The 19,659-nt window shown below is 61.6% G+C and carries 19 protein-coding genes; 11 read left to right on the top strand and 8 right to left on the bottom strand.

Going from position 1 to position 19,659, the window contains the following annotated elements; genetic code table 11:
* Positions 1–4: 4 nt before the first annotated feature.
* The 3 genes from CKW29_RS18860 (at position 5) to CKW29_RS18850 (ending at position 3,658) form a co-directional block, all read left to right on the top strand.
* Entirely contained in the window at positions 5–547 is a 543-nt protein-coding gene (locus CKW29_RS18860; protein WP_054593842.1) for a YaeQ family protein, read from the top strand.
* A 70-nt stretch (positions 548–617) separates the two neighbouring features.
* The gene (gene recJ / locus CKW29_RS18855; RefSeq protein WP_095148931.1) at positions 618–2,327 is read left to right on the top strand and encodes a single-stranded-DNA-specific exonuclease RecJ; all 1,710 of its coding nucleotides are present in this window, start codon (positions 618–620) and stop codon (positions 2,325–2,327) included.
* A gap of 224 nt (positions 2,328–2,551) precedes the next feature.
* Positions 2,552–3,658: an NADH:flavin oxidoreductase/NADH oxidase gene (locus CKW29_RS18850; RefSeq protein ID WP_095146475.1), complete on the top strand. Its 1,107-nt coding sequence runs from the start codon at positions 2,552–2,554 to the stop codon at positions 3,656–3,658.
* 69 nt (positions 3,659–3,727) lie between these two features.
* Here the strand turns inward: CKW29_RS18850 and CKW29_RS18845 are convergent, their stop codons facing one another.
* Positions 3,728–5,362, bottom strand: coding sequence for a glucan biosynthesis protein D (locus CKW29_RS18845; RefSeq protein WP_095148930.1), 1,635 nt, complete (start codon positions 5,360–5,362; stop codon positions 3,728–3,730).
* Between the two features lie 446 nt (positions 5,363–5,808).
* Between CKW29_RS18845 and CKW29_RS18840 the strand changes: the two genes are divergently transcribed.
* Positions 5,809–5,994: a hypothetical protein gene (locus tag CKW29_RS18840; RefSeq protein ID WP_095146558.1), complete on the top strand. Its 186-nt coding sequence runs from the start codon at positions 5,809–5,811 to the stop codon at positions 5,992–5,994.
* A 64-nt stretch (positions 5,995–6,058) separates the two neighbouring features.
* On the opposite strand, the gene CKW29_RS18835 is transcribed toward CKW29_RS18840, so the two are convergent.
* The 7 genes from CKW29_RS18835 to ydcS all read right to left on the bottom strand — a co-directional run bounded on the left by CKW29_RS18835 (position 6,059) and on the right by ydcS (position 12,615).
* On the bottom strand, positions 6,059–6,349 hold the full coding sequence (locus CKW29_RS18835; RefSeq protein ID WP_095146477.1) for a type II toxin-antitoxin system RelE/ParE family toxin: 291 nt from the start codon (positions 6,347–6,349) through the stop codon (positions 6,059–6,061).
* Positions 6,312–6,575 carry a CopG family ribbon-helix-helix protein gene (locus CKW29_RS18830; RefSeq protein ID WP_095146478.1) on the bottom strand — a complete coding sequence of 88 codons (264 nt, stop codon included), beginning with the start codon at positions 6,573–6,575 and terminating at the stop codon, positions 6,312–6,314. Before CKW29_RS18830 ends, CKW29_RS18835 begins: the two co-directional genes overlap by 38 nt.
* Before the next feature lie 219 nt (positions 6,576–6,794).
* A complete protein-coding gene (locus CKW29_RS18825) occupies positions 6,795–8,219 on the bottom strand; it encodes a gamma-aminobutyraldehyde dehydrogenase (RefSeq protein ID WP_095146479.1) in 1,425 nt (474 codons plus the stop codon).
* A gap of 194 nt (positions 8,220–8,413) precedes the next feature.
* Complete coding sequence (locus CKW29_RS18820) at positions 8,414–9,238, bottom strand: ABC transporter permease (RefSeq protein WP_095146480.1); 825 nt, start codon at positions 9,236–9,238, stop codon at positions 8,414–8,416.
* Positions 9,228–10,175, bottom strand: coding sequence for an ABC transporter permease (locus CKW29_RS18815; RefSeq protein ID WP_095146481.1), 948 nt, complete (start codon positions 10,173–10,175; stop codon positions 9,228–9,230). The genes CKW29_RS18820 and CKW29_RS18815 overlap by 11 nt, the downstream gene beginning before the upstream one ends.
* Position 10,176: 1 nt before the next feature.
* Entirely contained in the window at positions 10,177–11,214 is a 1,038-nt protein-coding gene (locus CKW29_RS18810) for an ABC transporter ATP-binding protein (protein ID WP_095146482.1), read from the bottom strand.
* A 249-nt stretch (positions 11,215–11,463) separates the two neighbouring features.
* Positions 11,464–12,615 carry a putative ABC transporter substrate-binding protein YdcS gene (gene ydcS, locus CKW29_RS18805; protein WP_095146483.1) on the bottom strand — a complete coding sequence of 384 codons (1,152 nt, stop codon included), beginning with the start codon at positions 12,613–12,615 and terminating at the stop codon, positions 11,464–11,466.
* A gap of 357 nt (positions 12,616–12,972) precedes the next feature.
* Here ydcS and CKW29_RS18800 point away from each other — a divergent pair, with 357 nt between their 5' ends.
* The 7 genes from CKW29_RS18800 to CKW29_RS18770 all read left to right on the top strand — a co-directional run bounded on the left by CKW29_RS18800 (position 12,973) and on the right by CKW29_RS18770 (position 19,368).
* Positions 12,973–13,953 carry a quinone oxidoreductase gene (locus tag CKW29_RS18800; protein ID WP_095146484.1) on the top strand — a complete coding sequence of 327 codons (981 nt, stop codon included), beginning with the start codon at positions 12,973–12,975 and terminating at the stop codon, positions 13,951–13,953.
* Between the two features lie 23 nt (positions 13,954–13,976).
* Positions 13,977–14,825 carry a TauD/TfdA family dioxygenase gene (locus tag CKW29_RS18795; RefSeq protein WP_095146485.1) on the top strand — a complete coding sequence of 283 codons (849 nt, stop codon included), beginning with the start codon at positions 13,977–13,979 and terminating at the stop codon, positions 14,823–14,825.
* Between the two features lie 74 nt (positions 14,826–14,899).
* Positions 14,900–15,952, top strand: coding sequence for a 3-keto-5-aminohexanoate cleavage protein (locus CKW29_RS18790; RefSeq protein WP_095146486.1), 1,053 nt, complete (start codon positions 14,900–14,902; stop codon positions 15,950–15,952).
* Positions 15,953–16,053: 101 nt separating this feature from the next.
* A complete protein-coding gene (locus tag CKW29_RS18785; protein WP_095146487.1) occupies positions 16,054–17,385 on the top strand; it encodes an MFS transporter in 1,332 nt (443 codons plus the stop codon).
* Positions 17,382–18,038 (top strand): DsbA family oxidoreductase, encoded by a 657-nt coding sequence (locus CKW29_RS18780; RefSeq protein ID WP_095146488.1) that lies wholly within the window; start codon positions 17,382–17,384, stop codon positions 18,036–18,038. The genes CKW29_RS18785 and CKW29_RS18780 overlap by 4 nt, the downstream gene beginning before the upstream one ends.
* Positions 18,035–18,361: a Rieske 2Fe-2S domain-containing protein gene (locus CKW29_RS18775; protein WP_095077539.1), complete on the top strand. Its 327-nt coding sequence runs from the start codon at positions 18,035–18,037 to the stop codon at positions 18,359–18,361. The genes CKW29_RS18780 and CKW29_RS18775 overlap by 4 nt, the downstream gene beginning before the upstream one ends.
* Positions 18,358–19,368, top strand: coding sequence for a YeiH family protein (locus CKW29_RS18770; RefSeq protein WP_095148929.1), 1,011 nt, complete (start codon positions 18,358–18,360; stop codon positions 19,366–19,368). The genes CKW29_RS18775 and CKW29_RS18770 overlap by 4 nt, the downstream gene beginning before the upstream one ends.
* Positions 19,369–19,659: the final 291 nt, after the last annotated feature.

Below are 19,659 nucleotides of genomic sequence, written 5' to 3'. Positions count from 1 at the left end.
GTTCATGGCCCAGCCGTCCACGACCTACAAGTTTGAACTGAACCTCACCGACCTCGACCGCAGCGTGTACGAGAGCGTCAAGCAGACCATTGCCCGCCACCCTTCGGAAACCGAAGAACGCATGACCGTGCGGTTGCTGGCCTACGCCCTCTGGTACAACGAACAGCTGTCCTTTGGTCGTGGTCTGTCGGAAGTGGACGAGCCGGCCCTGTGGGAAAAGAGCCTGGACGACCGTGTACTGCACTGGATCGAAGTCGGCCAGCCAGACGCCGATCGCCTGACCTGGTGCTCGCGTCGTACCGAACGCACCAGCCTGCTGGCTTACGGCAGCCTGCGTGTCTGGGAAGGCAAAGTGGTGCCGGCGGTCAAGAACCTGAAGAACGTCAACATTGCGGCCGTTCCCCAGGAAGTGCTGGAAACCCTGGCCAAGGACATGCCCCGCGTCATCAAGTGGGACGTGATGATCAGCGAAGGGACGATTTTCGTCACCGATGACCGCGGTCAGCACGAAGTCCAGTTGCAATGGTTGGCGGGCGAACGCGGCTGATTGATTCGCCGTCAGCTCGTTGTGTCATCCGGTTTTATCCCACGTATTGAAGAGAAGCACCTGCCACCCCATGCGTATCGAACCTCGCCAGCTACCCGCCACCCTGCCGTTTCTCGGTGATCTGCCGCCGCTGTTGACCCGTCTGTACGCGGCACGGGGCGTGCAGTCTGAGACCGAACTGGACAAGAGCCTGGCGCGCTTGATCCCGTACCAGCAGCTCAAGGGCATTGAGGCGGCGGTGGACCTGCTGGTGACGGCCCTGGAACAACGCCAGCGGATTCTGATCGTTGGCGATTTCGACGCCGATGGTGCTACGGCCAGCACGGTCGGTTTGCTGGGTTTGCGCTTGCTGGGGGCTGCCCACGTCGATTATCTGGTGCCCAACCGTTTCGAGTACGGCTATGGCTTGACGCCGGAAATCGTCGCGGTGGCCTTGCAGCGTCAACCCCAGCTGCTGATCACTGTGGATAACGGCATTTCCAGCGTTGAAGGGGTGGCCGCGGCGAAGCAGGCCGGGCTCAAGGTGCTGGTCACCGATCACCACTTGCCCGGCGACGAACTGCCGCTGGCGGATGCCATCGTCAACCCGAACCAGCCGGGCTGCGGATTCGCGAGCAAGGCATTGGCCGGTGTCGGGGTTATTTTCTACGTACTGATGGCCTTGCGCGCACGTTTGCGCAGCCTGGGGTGGTACGAGAGCACACCGCAACCCAACATCGGCGAGCTGCTCGACTTGGTGGCGCTGGGCAGTGTGGCCGACGTGGTGCCGCTGGATGCCAATAACCGCATTCTGGTGCATCAGGGCCTGGAACGGATTCGAGCCGGTCGTGCCCGGCCGGGGATCAAGGCGATCCTGGAGGTAGCCAAGCGCGATCATTCACGCATCACCTCCACTGACCTTGGGTTCATCCTCGGGCCACGCCTGAACGCGGCGGGGCGCCTGGACGACATGAGCCTGGGCATCGAATGCCTGCTCACCGACGATGTGGGTGCTGCGCGTGACATGGCCGCGCAACTGGATGGGATGAATCAGGACCGCAAGTCCATTGAGCAGGGCATGCAGCGCGAAGCCCTGGCCCAGCTCAAGGACCTGCCGCTGGAGTCCATGCCGTTCGGTTTGTGCCTGTTCGATCCGGAGTGGCACCAGGGGGTTATCGGGATCCTCGCCTCGCGCATGAAAGAGCGCTATTTCCGTCCGACCATTGCCTTTGCCGATGCGGGTGACGGCCTGCTCAAGGGCTCGGGGCGCTCGGTGCAAGGCTTTCATATCCGTGACGCGCTGAGCGTGGTGGCGGCCCAGCATCCAACACTGATCAGCAAGTACGGCGGCCACGCCATGGCGGCGGGCCTGACGTTGCCGCAGGAGAACTTCCCCCTGTTCGCCGAAGCGTTTGATGCCGAGGTGCGTCGGCAAATGCGCGAAGAGGACCTGACGGGCCGGCTGCTGTCTGACGGCACCCTGGCCGTCGAAGAGTTTCACCTGGAACTGGCCCGTGCCTTGCGCCATGCCGGCCCCTGGGGCCAGCACTTCCCGGAGCCACTGTTCCACGGGGTGTTCCAGCTGGTCGAGCAACGGGTGGTGGGCGAGCGGCACCTGAAGGTGGTACTCAAAAGCGAATGTGGCTCGGTGAAGCTTGACGGTATTGCCTTTGGTATCGACCGTGACATCTGGCCAAACCCGACCATCCGCTGGGTCGAACTGGCGTACAAGCTCGACGTCAACGAGTTCCGCGGCCAGGAAACCGTCCAGTTGATGATTGCCCACATCGAGCCCCGGTAACGCTTTTGTGGCGAGCGAGCGTGCTCCTCGCCACGTCCGATCTGCGTCAGCATCCAGTCCTCCCTCATCCGCCGATGTGGACTAGGCTCTAAACACTGCTTGATTGGCCTTGTGACGTATCGTCCATTTTTTGCCCGCGGGGGCGGGTGCCGCATCCTTTTCTGTCACTCGTCGACTTTTCAAACAGAACCCTGGAGCCTGCCCACTGATTCGAGAGGTGCCCCATGAGTCTGCTGCTTGAACCCTACACCCTGCGTCAATTGACCCTGCTCAACCGCATCGCGGTATCGCCGATGTGCCAGTACTCCAGTGTCGATGGCCTGGCCAATGACTGGCACCTGGTGCACCTCGGCAGTCGCGCCGTGGGCGGAGCCGGCCTGGTGTTTACGGAAGCCACGGCCGTTACCGCCGATGGCCGCATTACGGCCCAGGACCTGGGCCTGTGGAACGACGCGCAGATCGAACCCCTGCAGCGCATCACGCGCTTCATCACCGCCCAGGGCGCGGTAGCCGGTATCCAACTGGCGCACGCCGGACGCAAGGCCAGCACTCACCGGCCATGGCTGGGCACACATGGCAGCGTCAAACCGGCCGATGGCGGCTGGATTCCGGTCGGCCCGTCGCCGATTGCCTTCGACCCCGAACACACCGCGCCGACGCAACTGAGCGAAGCACAGATCCACGAGGTGATCCAGGCCTTCGTCGACGCCGCCAAGCGTGCGCTGGTCGCCGGTTTCAAAGTGGTCGAAGTGCATGCTGCTCACGGCTATCTGCTGCATCAGTTCCTGTCGCCCTTGAGCAACCAGCGACGCGACCAGTACGGTGGCTCGTTCGAAAACCGTATTCGCCTGGTGCTGCAAGTGACCGAGGCGGTTCGTGCCATCTGGCCCGAGGCGTTGCCATTGTTTGTGCGGGTATCGGCGACCGATTGGGTCGAGGATGGCTGGAACCCGGATGAGACCGTGGAGTTGGCGCGACGCTTGAAAGCACTGGGGGTGGATCTGATCGATGTGTCGTCGGGCGGGACCGCGGTCAATGCCGAGATTCCGACCGGGCCGGGGTATCAGACACGTTTCGCCGAGCGCGTGCGCAAGGAGTCCGGGATTGCCACCGGCACTGTCGGATTGATCACCGAGCCGGCGCAGGCCGAACACATTCTGCGCACCTGTCAGGCCGATATCATCCTGCTTGCCCGTGAACTGTTGCGCGACCCTTACTGGCCGCTGCATGCCGACGATGATCTGGGAGGGCACAAAGCGATCTGGCCGTCGCAATATCAACGGGCAACCCATCGGGATCAGCCGATTCATGAGTCGGATTTGCGCGATTGAATGAAGCGGTAAAAACAAAGCCCCGGTCAGTTGGCCGGGGCTTTGTCTTGTCTGGCGGGCGTCGCGGTCTTACGCTGCCGGCCAATCCGGATACGTGCGCTTCTCGGGTGCCGGCGGGAAGTACTGGTACAGCCAGGTCTCGCTCAATGTGCGGTCATGGGTACGGATGAACAACCGCAGCTCAACCGGCTCCACGCTGTCGTTGGTCGGGAACCAGTCAAAGGTGATCCGATAGCCCTTGATGTCATCGAGCACCAGCACGTTGAAGTCCTTGATCTGGCCGTTCGAGGCGGTGACCACCGGTTCGATGCCGGTGCCCGCCGGCAAGCGATCCAGTCCACCGCCGTTGAAGTCGACGGCAAAGCGGCGCGCCCAGACCTTCGGGTAGTGCTCGCCCGGCGCCCAGCCTTCGGTGAAGCCACCCATGCCCGAACGCGTCGCATTGACCCGTGCCAACGGCGTGCCCACCGGTGGAAGGGCGCTCCAGTAGAGTTTGTAGCCGTAGTTCAGGGAGTCGCCGGCGGCCACTGGTTTTTTCGGGGTCCAGAAGGCCACGATGTTGTCCAGGGTCTCACCCGTGGTCGGGATTTCCAGCAGGTCGATGGAGCCTTCACCCCAGGCGGTGGTCGGTTCGACCCACAGGCTCGGGCGCTTGCTGTACCAGTCGACGGTGTCCTGATAGCTGTCGAATTCGTGGTCGGTCTGGACCAGGCCGAAGCCCTTCGGATCCTTGTCGGCGAACGCATTGAACTGCAGGGTGGCCGGATTGTTCAGCGGGCGGCAGATCCACTCGCCATTGCCACGCCACATGGCCAGCCGGTCCGAGTCGTGGATCTGCGGGTGGATGGTGTCGCACATGCGCCGTTCGTGGGTGCCGCAGCTGAACATGCTGGTCATCGGGGCAATACCCAGTTGTTCGATGGCGGTGCGCGCATTGACGTGGGCGTCGACGTCCATGACCACGCGTTCGGCCTGGCAATCGATATCAAAGCGGTAGGCGCCGGTGGCGCTCGGTGAGTCGAGCAAGGCATAGACCACGAAGCGGGTGCTGTCCTTGTCCGGGGTTTCGAACCAGAACTTGGTGAAGTCCGGAAACTCTTCGCGCTTTTTCGCGTAGGTGTCGATGGCCAGGCCGCGGGCCGACAAGCCGTACTGGCCGGTGTTATCCACCGCGCGGAAGTAGCTCGCGCCGAGGAATGACACCACGTCGTGTTTATCCAGTTCCGGGGCCTTGAACAGTTTGAAACCGGAAAAACCCAGGTCACCCTTGAGTTGCGCGGTGTCGACATTGGAGTTCTGGTAGTTGAACAGGGATGGACGGAAATGCACTTCTCGCGCCAGGCGGGTTTTTGGGTCAACGCTGTACATGCGTACCGGTTGCTTGAAGCCCATGCCGACGTGGAAGAACTGCACGTCCAGTTGCCCGTTCAGCTCATTCCACAGCGAGTGGTTGGCGTCGTACTGGATGGCATTGAAATTCTGCGGCGTCATGCTCGCCAGAGTCGGTGGCAACACTTGCTTGGTGTCCTGGTATCGACTGCTGGCCAACTGCTTGGCCTGCGCTTTCAGCGCCTCGAAATCGAAGGCTTGCGCCTCGCCATCGGCCGTCCCGGCCCAGGCGCGAGCGGCCAACAGACCGGTAGCCGAGAGGCCAGTGTAGGCTGCGATGGCCATGGAGGCCTTGAGCAAATTCCTGCGGTGCATAGGACAACCTTCTTGGGCGATCCCGCGGCGTTCCTGGCTGCGTTACGGATCAGAAATAGAGGTTCGGACAAGCCTTCGGCCAAACGCGTCGGATTTTAAACGGATGTCCCGCAAGTTAAAGGGTTCGAAATAACTCGCAAAAGGATTAACGGGCACCGCACTTGAAATTTCCACAGGCCACGAGCCAACCGTCAGCGCGCAGCAAAATACTATGCCGGTGCTGTCCGTCTGTGTCGTGTTTGAAATGAACGTTTTTTTTTTTGACTGATGACTTTAAACATAGCCCACAAAGGTTTTTTTGTTTCTATTCTTCGGGGCGTCACCGGCTTTTGCCCTTGGGGCGGGTGAGCGTTCAGCGGCATTCAGGCAAGCGCCGGTATCGCTGACGATGGGGAAGGGCGATGAGGTATCTGAAGTTTCATTTCACGTGCAGAGGGACATCGTTCATGACGAAAGCGCAAGGCATCATCGGGTTTCCGGGGATCATTTCAGGTGTGAACCTCTCGCGTAGAGCACGCTGGCTCAGTACAGAGGAGCTGCAGCTCGTCGAGCATTACCGCGAGTTGTCAGAGAGCGACCGGATCGCCATGCGCTGTCTGGTGGATGCGATGCGTAGCGTTTCGCGGTTTTGAGAGGTGCCCGCTGTCCCGGCGCGGCGCATGAGGTTGTTCGCCTGCGCCAAGGGCTGTCTGTAGGTCACCACTCCTGAGTGCGCTCGCTTCGCTGATGCAGTATCCGAAGTACTTGCACCTGGCCCTGTGTTACCCGATAGGGCACAACGAAGGGGATCTGGTTCAGAACCAGCTCTCGCACATCCGGTACCTGGGACGGACGACCCGAGCCCGGGAACCGTTCCAGTTGATCGAAGGTGTCCAGGATACTTGCCACGACATGGCTGGCGGCGTTCGAGCCGATCAATCCACAGTAATGTTCATGAATGGCATCCAGATCACTCTCGGCTTTCTCGGTCAGTGCGACTCTCGGCACGGTTTGCCCACTTAGCCTTCACGGCGTCCAGGTCAGTCAGTTTGCCAGCATCGGCATCGGCAATGCCCTCGCCGATGGCTTGCAGATGCCAGGATTCGGCTTCCACGTAACGCACCAGTGCACGCTTGAGGTGGTATTGACGGTCGCGATCGGTCGCTGCGGCCAGCTGATCCAGTTGCTGGGCAAGGATCTCTTCGACTCGAAAGGACAAAACGGGTGAGGCCATGGTGGCACTCCTGTGAAGGTGTATACGCTGTAAACGACGTATACACCCTAGGCTCTACCAGGACTTCAGTCAACCATCGTCGTGTGCATTGGTTCCGAACAACCTTAGCGGCACAACGGCTGGAGGGAGCACGCGAAGTATTGCCAAATGCTTTGTCCCTCCATCGGAGTCGGCCGGCGCCGAAGCGCTCTTTGGCGAAGCACACCGCGCGCGATATTGTCAGTGCTTGAACATCACATGCCTGACGACGGTGTAGTCCTCCAGCCCGTACATGGACATGTCCTTGCCGTAGCCGGACAGTTTCTGACCGCCATGGGGCATTTCGCTGACCAGCATGAAGTGCGTGTTGACCCAGGTGCAGCCGTACTGCAAGCGGGCCGAGAGGCGATGGGCGCGACCGACATCGGCGGTCCACACTGACGAGGCCAGGCCGTAGTCCGAGTCGTTGGCCCAGCCCAGTACCTGGGCTTCGTCGGTGAAGCGGGTCACCGATACCACGGGGCCGAACACTTCACGACGCACGATCTCGTCATCCTGCCGGGCGTCGGCCAGCACCGTGGGCTCGAAGAAGAAGCCGTTGCCTTCCACGACCTTGCCGCCAGTGATCAGGCGAATGTGCGGTTGGGCCATCGCCCGCTCGACGAACCCGGCGACGCGGTCACGATGCTGGGCGGTGATCAGCGGGCCCAACTCGGTGGCCGGATCATCCTGCACGCCGTACTTGATGCTGCTGACGGCCGCGCCGAGCTTCTCCACAAACCTGTCGTAGATACCGTCCTGGGCATAGATGCGGCAGGCGGCGGTGCAGTCTTGCCCGGCGTTGTAGAAACCGAAGGTGCGGATGCCTTCCACGGCGGCGTCGATGTCGGCGTCGTCGAAGATGATCACCGGTGCCTTGCCACCCAGTTCCATGTGCATGCGCTTGACGCTGTCGGCGGTGCTGGAAATGATGTTCGAACCGGTGGCAATGGAACCGGTGAGCGACACCATGCGCACCTTCGGATGAGTCACCAGTGGGCTGCCGACCGTAGGCCCACGACCGAATACCAGGTTGAGTACACCGGCCGGGAAAATCTCCGATGCCAACTCGGCCAGGCGCAGGGCGGTCAAGGGGGTTTGTTCCGAGGGCTTGAGCACCACGGTGTTACCGGCCGCCAGGGCCGGGGCGATTTTCCAGGCCACCATCATCAGCGGGTAGTTCCACGGCGCGATGGAGGCGATGACACCCACCGGGTCGCGACGGATCATCGAGGTGTGACCGGGCAGGTATTCGCCACCTGCCATGCTGCTCATGCAACGGCTGGCCCCGGCAAAGAAACGGAACACATCGGCAATCGCCGGGATCTCGTCATTGAGCACCGCGCTCAAGGGTTTACCGCAGTTGTCCGACTCCAGTTTCGCCAGTTCCTCACCGTGGGCCTGAATCGCGTCGGCCAGTTTGAGCAACAACAGCGAACGGTCTTTGGGCGAGGTCTGCGACCAGCTTTCGAATGCGTTGTCGGCAGCCCGCACGGCGGCATCCACCTGGGCTTCGCTGGCTTCGTTGATTTCCACCAGCACACGACCCAGGGCCGGGTTGAAGACGGCTTGAGGGGCGCCTTCACCATTGACCAGTTGGCCGTTGATCAAGAGTTTGGTTTGCATGTTCGTGTCCTCATTGGCGCTTTTATGTTTCTGTCGGAACCGGGACCTGTAGGAGCGAGCTTGCTCGCGAAGGATGCAAGGGCACCGCGCTCATCCAGACAGCCCTCGTCATCGTTAACGTTCTTCGCGAGCACTCGGGCGTCGACCGGCTGCTCCTACACCAAACCGTTTCCACAGTAAGAAAGGGTTGTCAGTTATTTACCACCACTGCCCGCGACGCTTTCGCCACCGCGAGTCAGGTAATAGGCGCCGAGGATCGGCAGCATGGTCACGATCATCACCAGCATCGCCACCACGTTGGTCACCGGTACGTCCCGCGGGCGGCTCAGTTGATTGAGCAGCCACAGCGGCAAGGTACGTTCGTGGCCGGCGGTGAAGGTGGTGACGATGATTTCATCGAACGACAACGCAAACGCCAGCATGCCGCCGGCCAGCAACGCCGAGCCGAGGTTCGGCAGGATGATGTAGCGGAAGGTCTGCCAACCGTCGGCGCCCAGGTCCATCGAGGCTTCGATCAGGCTGTGGGACGTACGCCGCAGGCGGGCAATGACGTTGTTGTAGACGATCACCACGCAGAAGGTCGCGTGACCGACGATGATGGTGAACATCCCCGGTTCTATCCCCAAGGTCTTGAACGTCGCCAGCAAGGCAATCCCGGTGATGATCCCCGGCAGCGCAATCGGCAGGATCAGCATCAGCGAAATGCCCTGCTTGCCGAAGAAGTCACGGCGGTACAGCGCCGCCGACGCCAGGGTGCCAAGGACCATGGCGATCAGCGTGGCAATCGAGGCGATCTGCAGCGACAGCTTGATGGCTTCCAGCACATCGGGCCGTGAGAACGCCACGGCGATCCACTTCAGGGTGAAGCCCTTGGGCGGGAAGCTGAACGCGGCGTCTTCGGTGTTGAAGGCGTACAGGAAGATGATCAGGATCGGGAAGTGCAGGAACACCAACCCGCCCCAGGCGGCGATGCGCAAGCCTAAAGAGGCCTGCCCTTGGGAGGAAGAGTCAGAGCGCATCGAAGGCCCCCAGGCGTTTGACGATGGACAGGTAGATGGCAATCAGCACGATGGGCACCAGGGTGAAGGCCGCGGCCATTGGCATGTTGCCGATCGCGCCCTGCTGGGCGTAGACCATGCTGCCGACGAAGTAGCCCGGTGGGCCCACCAGTTGCGGCACGATGAAGTCGCCCAGGGTCAGGGAGAAGGTGAAGATGGAGCCGGCGGCGATACCGGGAATCGACAGCGGCAGAGTCACTTGCATGAAAGTCTGGCGCGGTTTGGCCCCCAGGTCGGCGGAGGCTTGCAGCAACGACGGCGGCAAGCGCTCCAGTGACGCCTGGATCGGCAGGATCATGAACGGCAACCAGATGTAGACGAACACCATGAAGCGTCCAAGGTGCGAGGTCGACAGGGTGCTGCCGCCGACACCGGGAATGCCCAGGATGAACTGCAGCACCGGTTCCAGCCCCAGGTACTGAACGAACCACTGGGCCACGCCACCTTTGGCCAGCAGCAAGGTCCAGGCGTAAGCCTTGACGATGTAGCTGGCCCACATCGGCATCATCACCGCGATGTAGAAAAACGCCTTGGTCTTGCCGGTGGTGTAGCGCGCCATGTAGTAGGCAATCGGGAACGCGACGATGGCGCTGGCGATCGAGACCACGATGGCCATGCTCAGGGTGCGCAGGATGATGTCGAAGTTGGACGGCTGGAACAGTGCCGTGAAGTTCGCCAGGGTCAGGTCTGGCGTGACCGCCATGGTGAAGTCGTCGAAGGTGTAGAAACCCTGCCACAGCAAGGTCAGCAGCGATCCCAGATAGATCGCGCCGAACCACAGCAGTGGCGGTACCAGCAGCATCGAGAGGTACAGGTTGGGCCGGCGATACAGCAGGTTGGAGAGCCTGCGCAACGGTGAGCCGCCGGAGGGTGTTCGGGTCAGTGCCACAGTGTTCATCTCATACCCCGCTCACCAGGGTGTCGTGTAATGGAATCATGGCCTCGCGCGCCCAGCGTGCGCTGATGCGTTGCCCGGTCTGGTGCTGGGCGCCGCTGTCGCTCCACTGGTTATTGGCCTTGCTGATGTTCAGGGTCTGGCCGTTTTCCAGCTTCAGCTCGTAGCGTGTGGCGCTGCCCTGGTACTGGATATCGTGCAGCAGGCCGCTGACTTCGATCTCATGGCTGGCCAGCGGGCCTTCAGCGAAACGCACGTGTTCCGGACGGATCGAGAAGGGTTGGGCGTTGCCGTTCAGCTGTTGCGCCAGTTCGCCACGAATCACGTTGGAGGTGCCGACGAACTCGGCAACAAAAGTGGTCGCCGGTTTCATGTACAGGTTACGCGGGGTATCGACCTGCTCGATGTGCCCCTTGTTGAACACCGCCACGCGGTCGGACATCGACAGGGCTTCGGTCTGGTCGTGGGTGACGAAGATGAAGGTAATACCCAGCTGGCGCTGGAGCTTCTTCAGTTCGCCCTGCATTTGCTCACGCAGTTTCAGGTCCAATGCCCCCAGCGGTTCGTCGAGCAGCAGGACCCGGGGGCGATTGACCAGGGCGCGGGCCAGAGCCACGCGCTGACGCTGGCCGCCCGACAGTTGCACCGGCTTGCGCTCGCCGTAGCCGCCGAGGGCGACCATGTCCAAGGCCTCTTCGGCACGCTTGAGGCGCTCGGTCTTGCCGACGCCCTTGACCTTCAATCCGTAGGCGACGTTCTCGCGAACGTTCATGTGCGGGAACAGCGCGTAATCCTGGAACACGGTGTTCACGTCACGCTGATAGGGCGGTAATCCGGCGGCTTCTTCGCCGTGGATACGGATGGAGCCGGTGCTTGGTTGTTCGAAGCCGGCGATCAGGCGCAGGCAGGTGGTTTTGCCCGAGCCGGATGGGCCGAGCATGGAAAAGAACTCGCCGTCCTGGATGTCGATGGAAACCCGGTCTACGGCTTTCACTTCGCCGAACAGACGGGAAACGTTGGTGAACTGGACTGCAAGCGTCATGGTGCGGTGCTCCCAAAAGGCGAGGGCCGTCACAGCGGCCCTGCCTGGACGTCTGAAAACTCTATCAATCGAAAATCAATTCTGCTTTTGGCAAAGCGATGGAGGTGGAAAAGTCGTTCAGGGAGCGTCGCGAGCGGCGATTAGCCGTGTTCGGCCAGCGCACAGCACCCGGAGCGTACGTCAGTACGTGAGGATGCGAGCACTGCCCGGGCGCGGATAATCGACGCGCAGCAGCTACCGGAATGACTTTTATCTACCGCCCATGATCGCGATGTAGTCCTGGGTCCAGCGGCTGTACGGTACGAACTTGCCGCCTTCAGCCTGCGGGGTTTTCCAGAAGGCGATCTTGTCGAACTGGTCGAAGCCGTTGGTCTTGCACCCTTCGGCGCCCAGCAGTTCACTGCCCTGACAGGCGGCGGGCACGGCTGGCAGCGAGCCGAACCAGGCGGCGACGTCGCCCTGGACTTTCGGTTGCAGCGACCAGTCCATCCACTTGTACGCGCAGTTCGGGTGCTTGGCTTCGGCGTGCAGCATGGTGGTGTCGGCCCAGCCGGTGGCGCCTTCTTTCGGGATGGTGGAGGCGATGGGCTGTTTCTCGTTCACCAGGCCGTTGACCTGATAAGGCCAGGCGCCGGAGGCCACCACGCCTTCGTTCTTGAAGTCACTCATCTGCACCGTTGCGTCATGCCAGTAGCGGTGGATCAACGGCTGCTGCGCCCGCAGCAGGTCGAGCACGGCCTTGTACTGGGTTTCCGTCAGTTCATACGGGTTCTGGATGCCCAGTTCCGGCTTGGCAGTCTTCAGGTACAGCGCCGCGTCGGCGATGTAGATCGGGCCGTCATAGGCTTGCACGCGACCCTTGTTGGCTTTGCCGTCCGGCAGGTTTTGTGCGTTGAACACCACGCTCCAGCTGGTGGGCGCCTGCTTGAACACCGTGGTGTTGTACATCAATACGTTCGGGCCCCATTGGTAGGGCGTGCCAAAGGTCTGTTTGTTGACCACGTACCAAGGGGCATCCTTCAAGCGTGGGTCGAGGTTTTTCCAGTTCGGGATCAGGCTGGTGTTGATCGGCTGCACGCGCTTGCCGACGATCAGGCGCAGCGAGGCGTCGCCAGAAGCGGTCACCAGGTCGTAACCGCCCTTGGCCATCAGGCTGACCATTTCATCGGAGGTGGCCGCGGTCTTGACGTTGACCTTGCAGCCGGTTTCCTTCTCGAAACCGGTCACCCAGTCGTACGCCTTGTCGCTTTCGCCCCGTTCGATGTAGCCCGGCCAGGCGACGATATCCAGCTGGCCTTCGCCAGCGCCAACGGCCTTCAGCGGTTCGGCGGCCTGAACACTGGCACTGGCCAGCAGTGCGGTGGCGATTGCACTAAACAGTGCGGTTTTATGCAGGAGCATGGGGACTTCCTCTTTTTTATTTGTATTAAGAGTAGCTGCAAGCCCCAAGAGAGGAGCATGTCCGCATTCGGCTTTTTCCTGACGCATGAAACTTGCCGCTTACAGGAAAACCCGGTGGGCTGTTTTTATGGATTTTCCCGAGTGTAGATCTTTTTTTCTGAATGACAGCGACGCCTCACGGGGCGGCGGTAACGCTGAAATGATCAGCCCCGCCGGCGTCGAAACCCTCGTGGAACCTTGTCATGAAATGAAAAGCCCTTGTCGTCTGATGAGAAGCGTTCGGTCAGCCTGCGGCCTACAGTCCAATCAACGCAATTCCAGGCATACGCCAAAATCGCAGATTGGAGAAAAACAGGCATGGCCAAAGCCGTACGCTTCTACGAAACCGGTGGTCCCGAAGTCCTTCGCTATGAAGATGTCGAGGTAGGCGACCCAGGCCCGGGTCAGGTTCGACTTCGTCACGTGGCGGTCGGGCTGAACTATGCCGACACTTACTTCCGCAACGGTACCTACCCGATCCCGCTCGCCAACGGCATGGGGGTCGAGGCTTCCGGTGTGGTGCAGGCCGTCGGCGAGGGCGTGACCCATGTCGCGGTTGGGGATCGTGTCACTTACACGGGCTTTCTCAACACCCTGGGTGCCTACAGCACCGAACGCCTGATTCCGGCGGCACCGCTGATCAAGCTGCCTGAAACCATCAGTTTCGAGACCGCCGCGGCCATGACCATGCGCGGCTTGACGTCTTCGTACCTGATGCGTCGTCTCTACGACTTCAAGCCCGGGGATACCATTTTGCTGCACGCCGCCGCCGGTGGTGTGGGCCTGATCGTCTCGCAGTGGGCCAAGCTGCTCGGCCTGACCGTGATCGGTACCGTCTCCACCGAAGGCAAGGGCGAAATCGCCAAGGCCCACGGTTGCGACCACATCATCAATTACAGCCATGAAGACGTCGCCCCGCGCGTTCGCGAGCTGACTGACGGCGTTGGCGTCAACGTGGTGTTCGACAGCGTCGGCAAGAACACTTTCATGGGCTCGCTCGACTCGCTCAAGCGCCGTGGCCTGATGGTGTGCGTGGGTACCGCGTCCGGCCCGATCCCGGCCTTTGACCCGGTGCTGCTGGCGATGAAAGGGTCGCTGTTCCTGACCCGTCCGGCGCTGGCTGACTACATTTCAGACCCGGCGGAAAAAGCCGCCCTGGCTGGTGAGTTGTTCGACCACGTGGGCAGCGGTCGAATCAAGATCGAAATCAACCAGCACTACGCCTTGCAGGATGCCGTGCAGGCCCACCGTGACCTGGAATCTCGCAAAACCACGGGGTCGTCGATTTTCGTAATCTGAGGAATCTGAGGAAGCCTGTTGCCATGAAAGTAGAACAATTAACTTGCAACATTGGTGCACAACTCATAGGCGTCAACCTCTCTGACGCCATCCACGACGACGGCCTTTTTGCCGAGATTCGTGCCCAGCTGGTCAAGCACCGTGTGCTGTTCCTGCGCGACCAGGACATCACGCGCGCCGAACACGTTGCCTTCGCTCGCCGTTTCGGCGAGCTGGAGGATCATCCGGTCGCCGGCAGTGATCCGGAGCATCCGGGCCTGGTGCAGATCTACAAGCGCCCGGACCAGCCCATGGACCGCTACGAAAACGCCTGGCATACCGATGCCACCTGGCGCGAGGCGCCACCGATGGGGTGCGTGTTGCGCTGCGTGGAATGCCCGCCGGTGGGCGGCGACACCATGTGGGTGAACATGGTGCAGGCCTACGAGCGCCTGCCCGAAGACGTGAAGGTGAAGATCGCCGGCCTGCGCGCCCGCCACAGCATCGAAGCGAGTTTCGGCGCAGCCATGCCGATCGAAAAGCGCCTGGCGCTCAAGGCCCAATACCCGGATGCCGAGCACCCGGTGGTGCGCACCCATCCGGAAACCGGTGAGAAGGTGCTGTTCGTCAATGCCTTTACCACCCATCTGAGCAACTACCACACCGCTGACCGGGTGCGCTTCGGCCAGGACGCCAACCCGGGTGCGTCCGACCTGCTGCGCTATCTGATCAGCCAGGCCTACATCCCTGAATATCAGGTGCGCTGGCGCTGGAGTCCCAACAGCATAGCCATCTGGGACAACCGCAGTACCCAGCATTACGCCGTCATGGACTACCCGCCTTGCCATCGCAAGATGGAGCGTGCCGGCATCATTGGCGACAAGACCTACTGAACGCCAGCCCCTGCTCTTGGTCTGCCCCGGCAAAGTCTGCCGGGTGACTTACAATAAAAACACTGGAGTAACTCATGCAATTCTTCGACGATTCCCTGCACCCCGAAAACATGGAAAAGGTGGTGATCACCGTTGCCCCTTACGGCCCTGAATGGATGCCGGAAGACTTCCCGGAAGATATTCCGCTGACCATGGACGAGCAGGTGCAAAAGGCGGTTGACTGCTATGAAGCCGGCGCCACCGTGCTGCACTTGCACGTGCGCGAGCTGGACGGCAAGGGTTCCAAGCGCTTGTCCAAGTTCAACGAACTGATTGCCGGCGTGCGTGAAGCGGTGCCGGACATGATCATTCAGGTCGGCGGCTCGATTTCCTTTGCCCCCGAGAGCGATGGCGAGGCGGCCAAATGGCTGTCCGACGATACCCGCCACATGCTTGCTGAGCTGACGCCAAAACCGGACCAGGTCACGGTGGCGATCAACACCACCCAGATGAACATCATGGAGCTGCTGTATCCGGAATACCTGGAAGGCACCTCCCTGGCCAACCCGGCCTACCAGGCTGCCTACAGCGAGATGACCGTACCGGCCGGCCCGGCTTGGGTAGCAGAGCACCTCAAGCGCCTGATGGCCAACGGTATCCAGCCGCACTTCCAGCTGACCGGCATGCATGCGATGGAAACCCTCGAGCGTCTGGTCCGCAGGGGCGTCTACAAGGGCCCGTTGAACCTGACCTGGATCGGCATTGGCGGTGGTTTCGACGGTCCTAATCCGTTCAACTTCTTCAACTTCATCCACCGTGCGCCGGACGGTTGCACCCTGACCGCCGAGTCGCTGCTGAAAAACGTATTGCCGTTCAACACCATGGCGCTGGCCATGGGTATGCACCCACGGGTGGGTATCGAAGACACGATCATCGATCACCACGGCAAGCGTTTCAGCTCCGTACAACAGATCGAGCAGACCGTGCGTGTCGCTCATGAGTTGGGCCGCGAAATCGCCAGCGGCAAGGAAGCGCGGGAAATCTACCGCATCGGTGTGCAGTACGAGACCGTCGAGGAAACCCTGCTGGCCAATGGCATGGCGCCAAACCGCAAGGCTGGCCAGAAAGGAGTACCACAGCGCGGTTGATGAACTGCGGGGCAAGCGACAGGCATCGCTTGCCCCGTATTGATGTAACAAGGTCCACATGCCCTATAAAAACAAATACAAGTTACGCCTGAGGAGGCAGCATGGCCTTTCACCCTATTGCAGCAGGTGACGAGGACCCGGATACCGTCACGGTTGAGCGTCCTTATGCCTGGATCGTCTTTGCCCTGACCTTCGGCCTGTTGATTTCAGACTACATGTCGCGGCAAGTGCTTAACGCCGTGTTCCCCATGCTCAAGAGCGAGTGGGCGTTGAGCGACGGTCAACTCGGCCTGCTCAGCGGCATCGTCGCCTTGATGGTCGGTCTGTTGACGTTCCCCCTGTCCTTGCTCGCAGATCGTTTCGGCCGGGTCAAAAGCCTGGCGCTGATGGCCATGCTCTGGAGCCTGGCGACCCTCGGCTGCGCGTTGGCCGAGAACTATCAGCAAATGTTCATTGCCCGCTTCATGGTGGGTGTCGGCGAAGCGGCCTATGGCAGCGTGGGTATCGCCGTGGTTATTTCCGTGTTTCCCAAGCATATGCGGGCTACGCTGGCCAGCGCCTTCATGGCGGGTGGCATGTTCGGCGCGGTGTTGGGCATGGCCTTGGGCGGCGTGATCGCGGCCAAGCTGGGCTGGCGTTGGTCGTTCGCCGGCATGGCCCTGTTCGGCTTGCTGCTGGCGTTGCTGTATCCGGTCATCGTCAAGGAGGCGCGCATCGCCCCACGACGTGCCATGGCGGCGGCGAACAAGGCTGCGGCGGCGGTCAAGCGCCCGCTGCGTACGCTGTATTGCAGTCGCTCGGTGGTCAGTGCCTACATCGGTAGCGGCCTGCAGTTGTTCGTCGGTGCCACCGTGGTGGTGTGGATGCCGAGCTACCTGAACCGTTACTACGACATGGGGACTGACAAGGCCGGTGCCTTGGCGGCGCTTATCGTACTGTGCAGCGGCGCGGGGATGATTCTGTGCGGCATTCTCAGCGACCGCCTTAGCCAGCAATCGCCGGAACGCAAGGTGACCCTGGCCATCGCCTATTGCCTGGGCAGTTGCCTGCTGTTGTCGATCGCCTTTGCCCTGCCGGCGGGGCCTGCGCAACTGGTGCTGATCTGCCTGGGCATGCTGATTGCCACGGGGATCACCGGCCCTGCGGGAGCCATGGTTGCCAACCTGACCCATTACTCGGTGCATGGCACCGCCTTTGCCACGCTGACTCTGGTCAACAACATGCTCGGGCTTGCCCCGGGCCCGTTCGTGACCGGCAAGGTATCGGACCTGATCGGCCTGCATGCGGCCTTCCAGTTGGTACCACTGATCAGCATCGCGGCAGCGGCGGTGTTCTTTTATGCCAGGTGCCATTATCACAACGACATTGCTCGCCTGAAGGGTGAGCGCGGCAATACGCCGGTCGCAGATGTAGCGTTAGAGGTGAGATCGTGAGTCATCGTTTGCACGTCGAAGTGTTCTTCGATTTTATTTGCCCCTGGTGCCTGATCGGCAAGCGCCAGCTGGAAGTTGCATTGGACCGGTTGCGCAGCGAGCGACCGGATGTCGAGGTTGACCTGGCATGGCAGGGTGTTCAGTTGCTGCCCCATCTGCCGCCCCAGGGCGAACCCTTTGCCGAGTTCTACCTGCAGCGCCTAGGCAGCGTCGAGGCTGTGCGCATGCGTCAGGCCCAGGTGCAGCAGGCCGCGGCTGCGGTCGGTGTCAGCATCGACCTGCGCGGTATCGAGCGGATGCCCAACACCGCCGACGCCCATCGCTTGATGGAGCAGGCGGCTGTACTGGGCAGTGCTGCCCAGCGTGATGCCCTGCTGGAGCGTCTGTTCAGCGCCTACTTTGTGCGCGGTGAAGACTTGGGTTGTGCCGATACACTGCTGGCCATTGCCGAGGAGTGCGGTTTCGACCGTGCCGCCCTGGCCGGCTGCCTGAGCGGTGATGCCAGTCCGTACCTGGGCAGCGACACAAGGCCGGTCAAGAGCGTGCCGCATTTCCAGTTCGACCGTCGCCTGGCGATCAGTGGGGCGCAACCTGCCGAAGCGCTGTTCGGTGCCATGTGTGAAGCGCTGCAGCAAGAGCGGCAACCTTCATGAGCCAGCGTGTACCCGTGCCTGCCGGCAAGCTCCCGCAGGCCGGAGGACGGTCGCTGTTCGAATTCGCCGACAAGAGCCTGGCGTTGTTCAACGTCGACGGTAGGCTCTACGCCATCGACGACAGTTGTCCGCATCAGGGCGCCTCGCTGTGTGGCGGGCGCCTGGAAGGGCGAGTGATTCAGTGCTGTGCCCATGGCCTGCGTTTCGACCTGGCCAGTGGTTACCTGCTCAATTCCGACAAGCTCAAGGTTGCCAACTACCCGGTCGAGGTCGTCGACGACCAGGCCTATATCGTGATCGTTCCTGAGGAGTCCGCGCCATGAGCGCCATCGCTCTGACCAGTATCCATAGCCGCGCGCGCGAACTGGCGCCGGGTTTTATCGTCAGCCTGACCGTGGCCGCGGCGGCGACTTTCTTGTCCGAGCACTACGGTGCACCGGTCATGTTGTTCGCCCTGCTACTGGGCATGGCGTTGAACTTTCTCGCCGGTGAGAGCAAATGCAAGGCCGGCATCGAGTTCACGGCGCGCACGGTGCTGCGTATCGGCGTGGCGCTGCTGGGGATGCGCATCACCCTCGAGCAGATCGCCGCCCTCGGCTGGAAGCCGGTGGCTCTGGTGGTAATCCTGGTGGTGGTGACCATCGGCGTCTCGGTGCTGGCCGCCAAGGCCATGGGCTTCCAGCGCCTGTTCGGCATGCTCACCGGCGGCGCTACGGCGATCTGTGGTGCTTCGGCGGCGTTGGCGTTGGCAGCGGCGCTGCCCAACCACCCGCAGAAAGAGCGCGCGACCCTGTTCACCGTGATTGGCGTCTCGGCGCTGTCCACCCTGGCCATGATCGTTTACCCGATGATTGCCAACTGGTTCGGCTTGTCACCGCAAGTGGCGGGGGTGTTTCTCGGCGCGACGATCCATGACGTGGCCCAGGTGGTCGGTGCCGGTTACAGCATGTCGACCGAGACCGGCGACACGGCCACGGTGGTCAAGTTGATGCGGGTCGCGATGTTGCTGCCGGTGATTCTGTGCGCCGCCATGATTACCCGCATGCAGGGCGCCGACCCTACCGGCAAGCGGCCGCCGTTGCTGCCGTGGTTCGCCGTCGGATTCCTGTTGCTGGCCTGTCTCAACAGTACCGGCTGGGTGGCGCCGGTGGTGCAGGGCGGGGTCAATGAATTGTCGCGCTGGTGCCTGGTGATTTCCATCAGTGCCCTGGGCATGAAGACCCAGCTCAAGGAGCTGGCGGCCGTCGGCATCAAGCCCATCTTGCTGATGGTTGGGGAAACCGTGTTCCTCGTCGCCCTGGTGCTGTTGTTGCTGCATTGGGGGCTGTAAGCCTAATGCCAGTCAGTTAATTGTAGGAGCGAGCGTGCTCGCGATGAGCTCAAGGGCATCGCGTTTAATCAGATAACACGCGTTATCGTTAACGTCCATCGCGAGCGTGCTCGCTCCTACAAGGGGCGTGGCGCCCTGTCTTTCCCCGCAAGTACTGCACGAGCAGCGCTGCGCTACGTTGCCTCCATGGCGTAGCGCGGCACTCGACCGGGCCACTGGCATCGGTTTTTTAGCGGCGGCTGTGACAACAGCCGACCGCTTTTTTTCTGTTGGACTCCTGTCGACCGAGGA

The sequence above is a fragment of the Pseudomonas sp. Irchel s3a18 genome (assembly GCF_900187535.1).
Classification (GTDB): domain Bacteria; phylum Pseudomonadota; class Gammaproteobacteria; order Pseudomonadales; family Pseudomonadaceae; genus Aquipseudomonas.
This window is presented reverse-complemented; position numbering and strand designations above follow the sequence as displayed.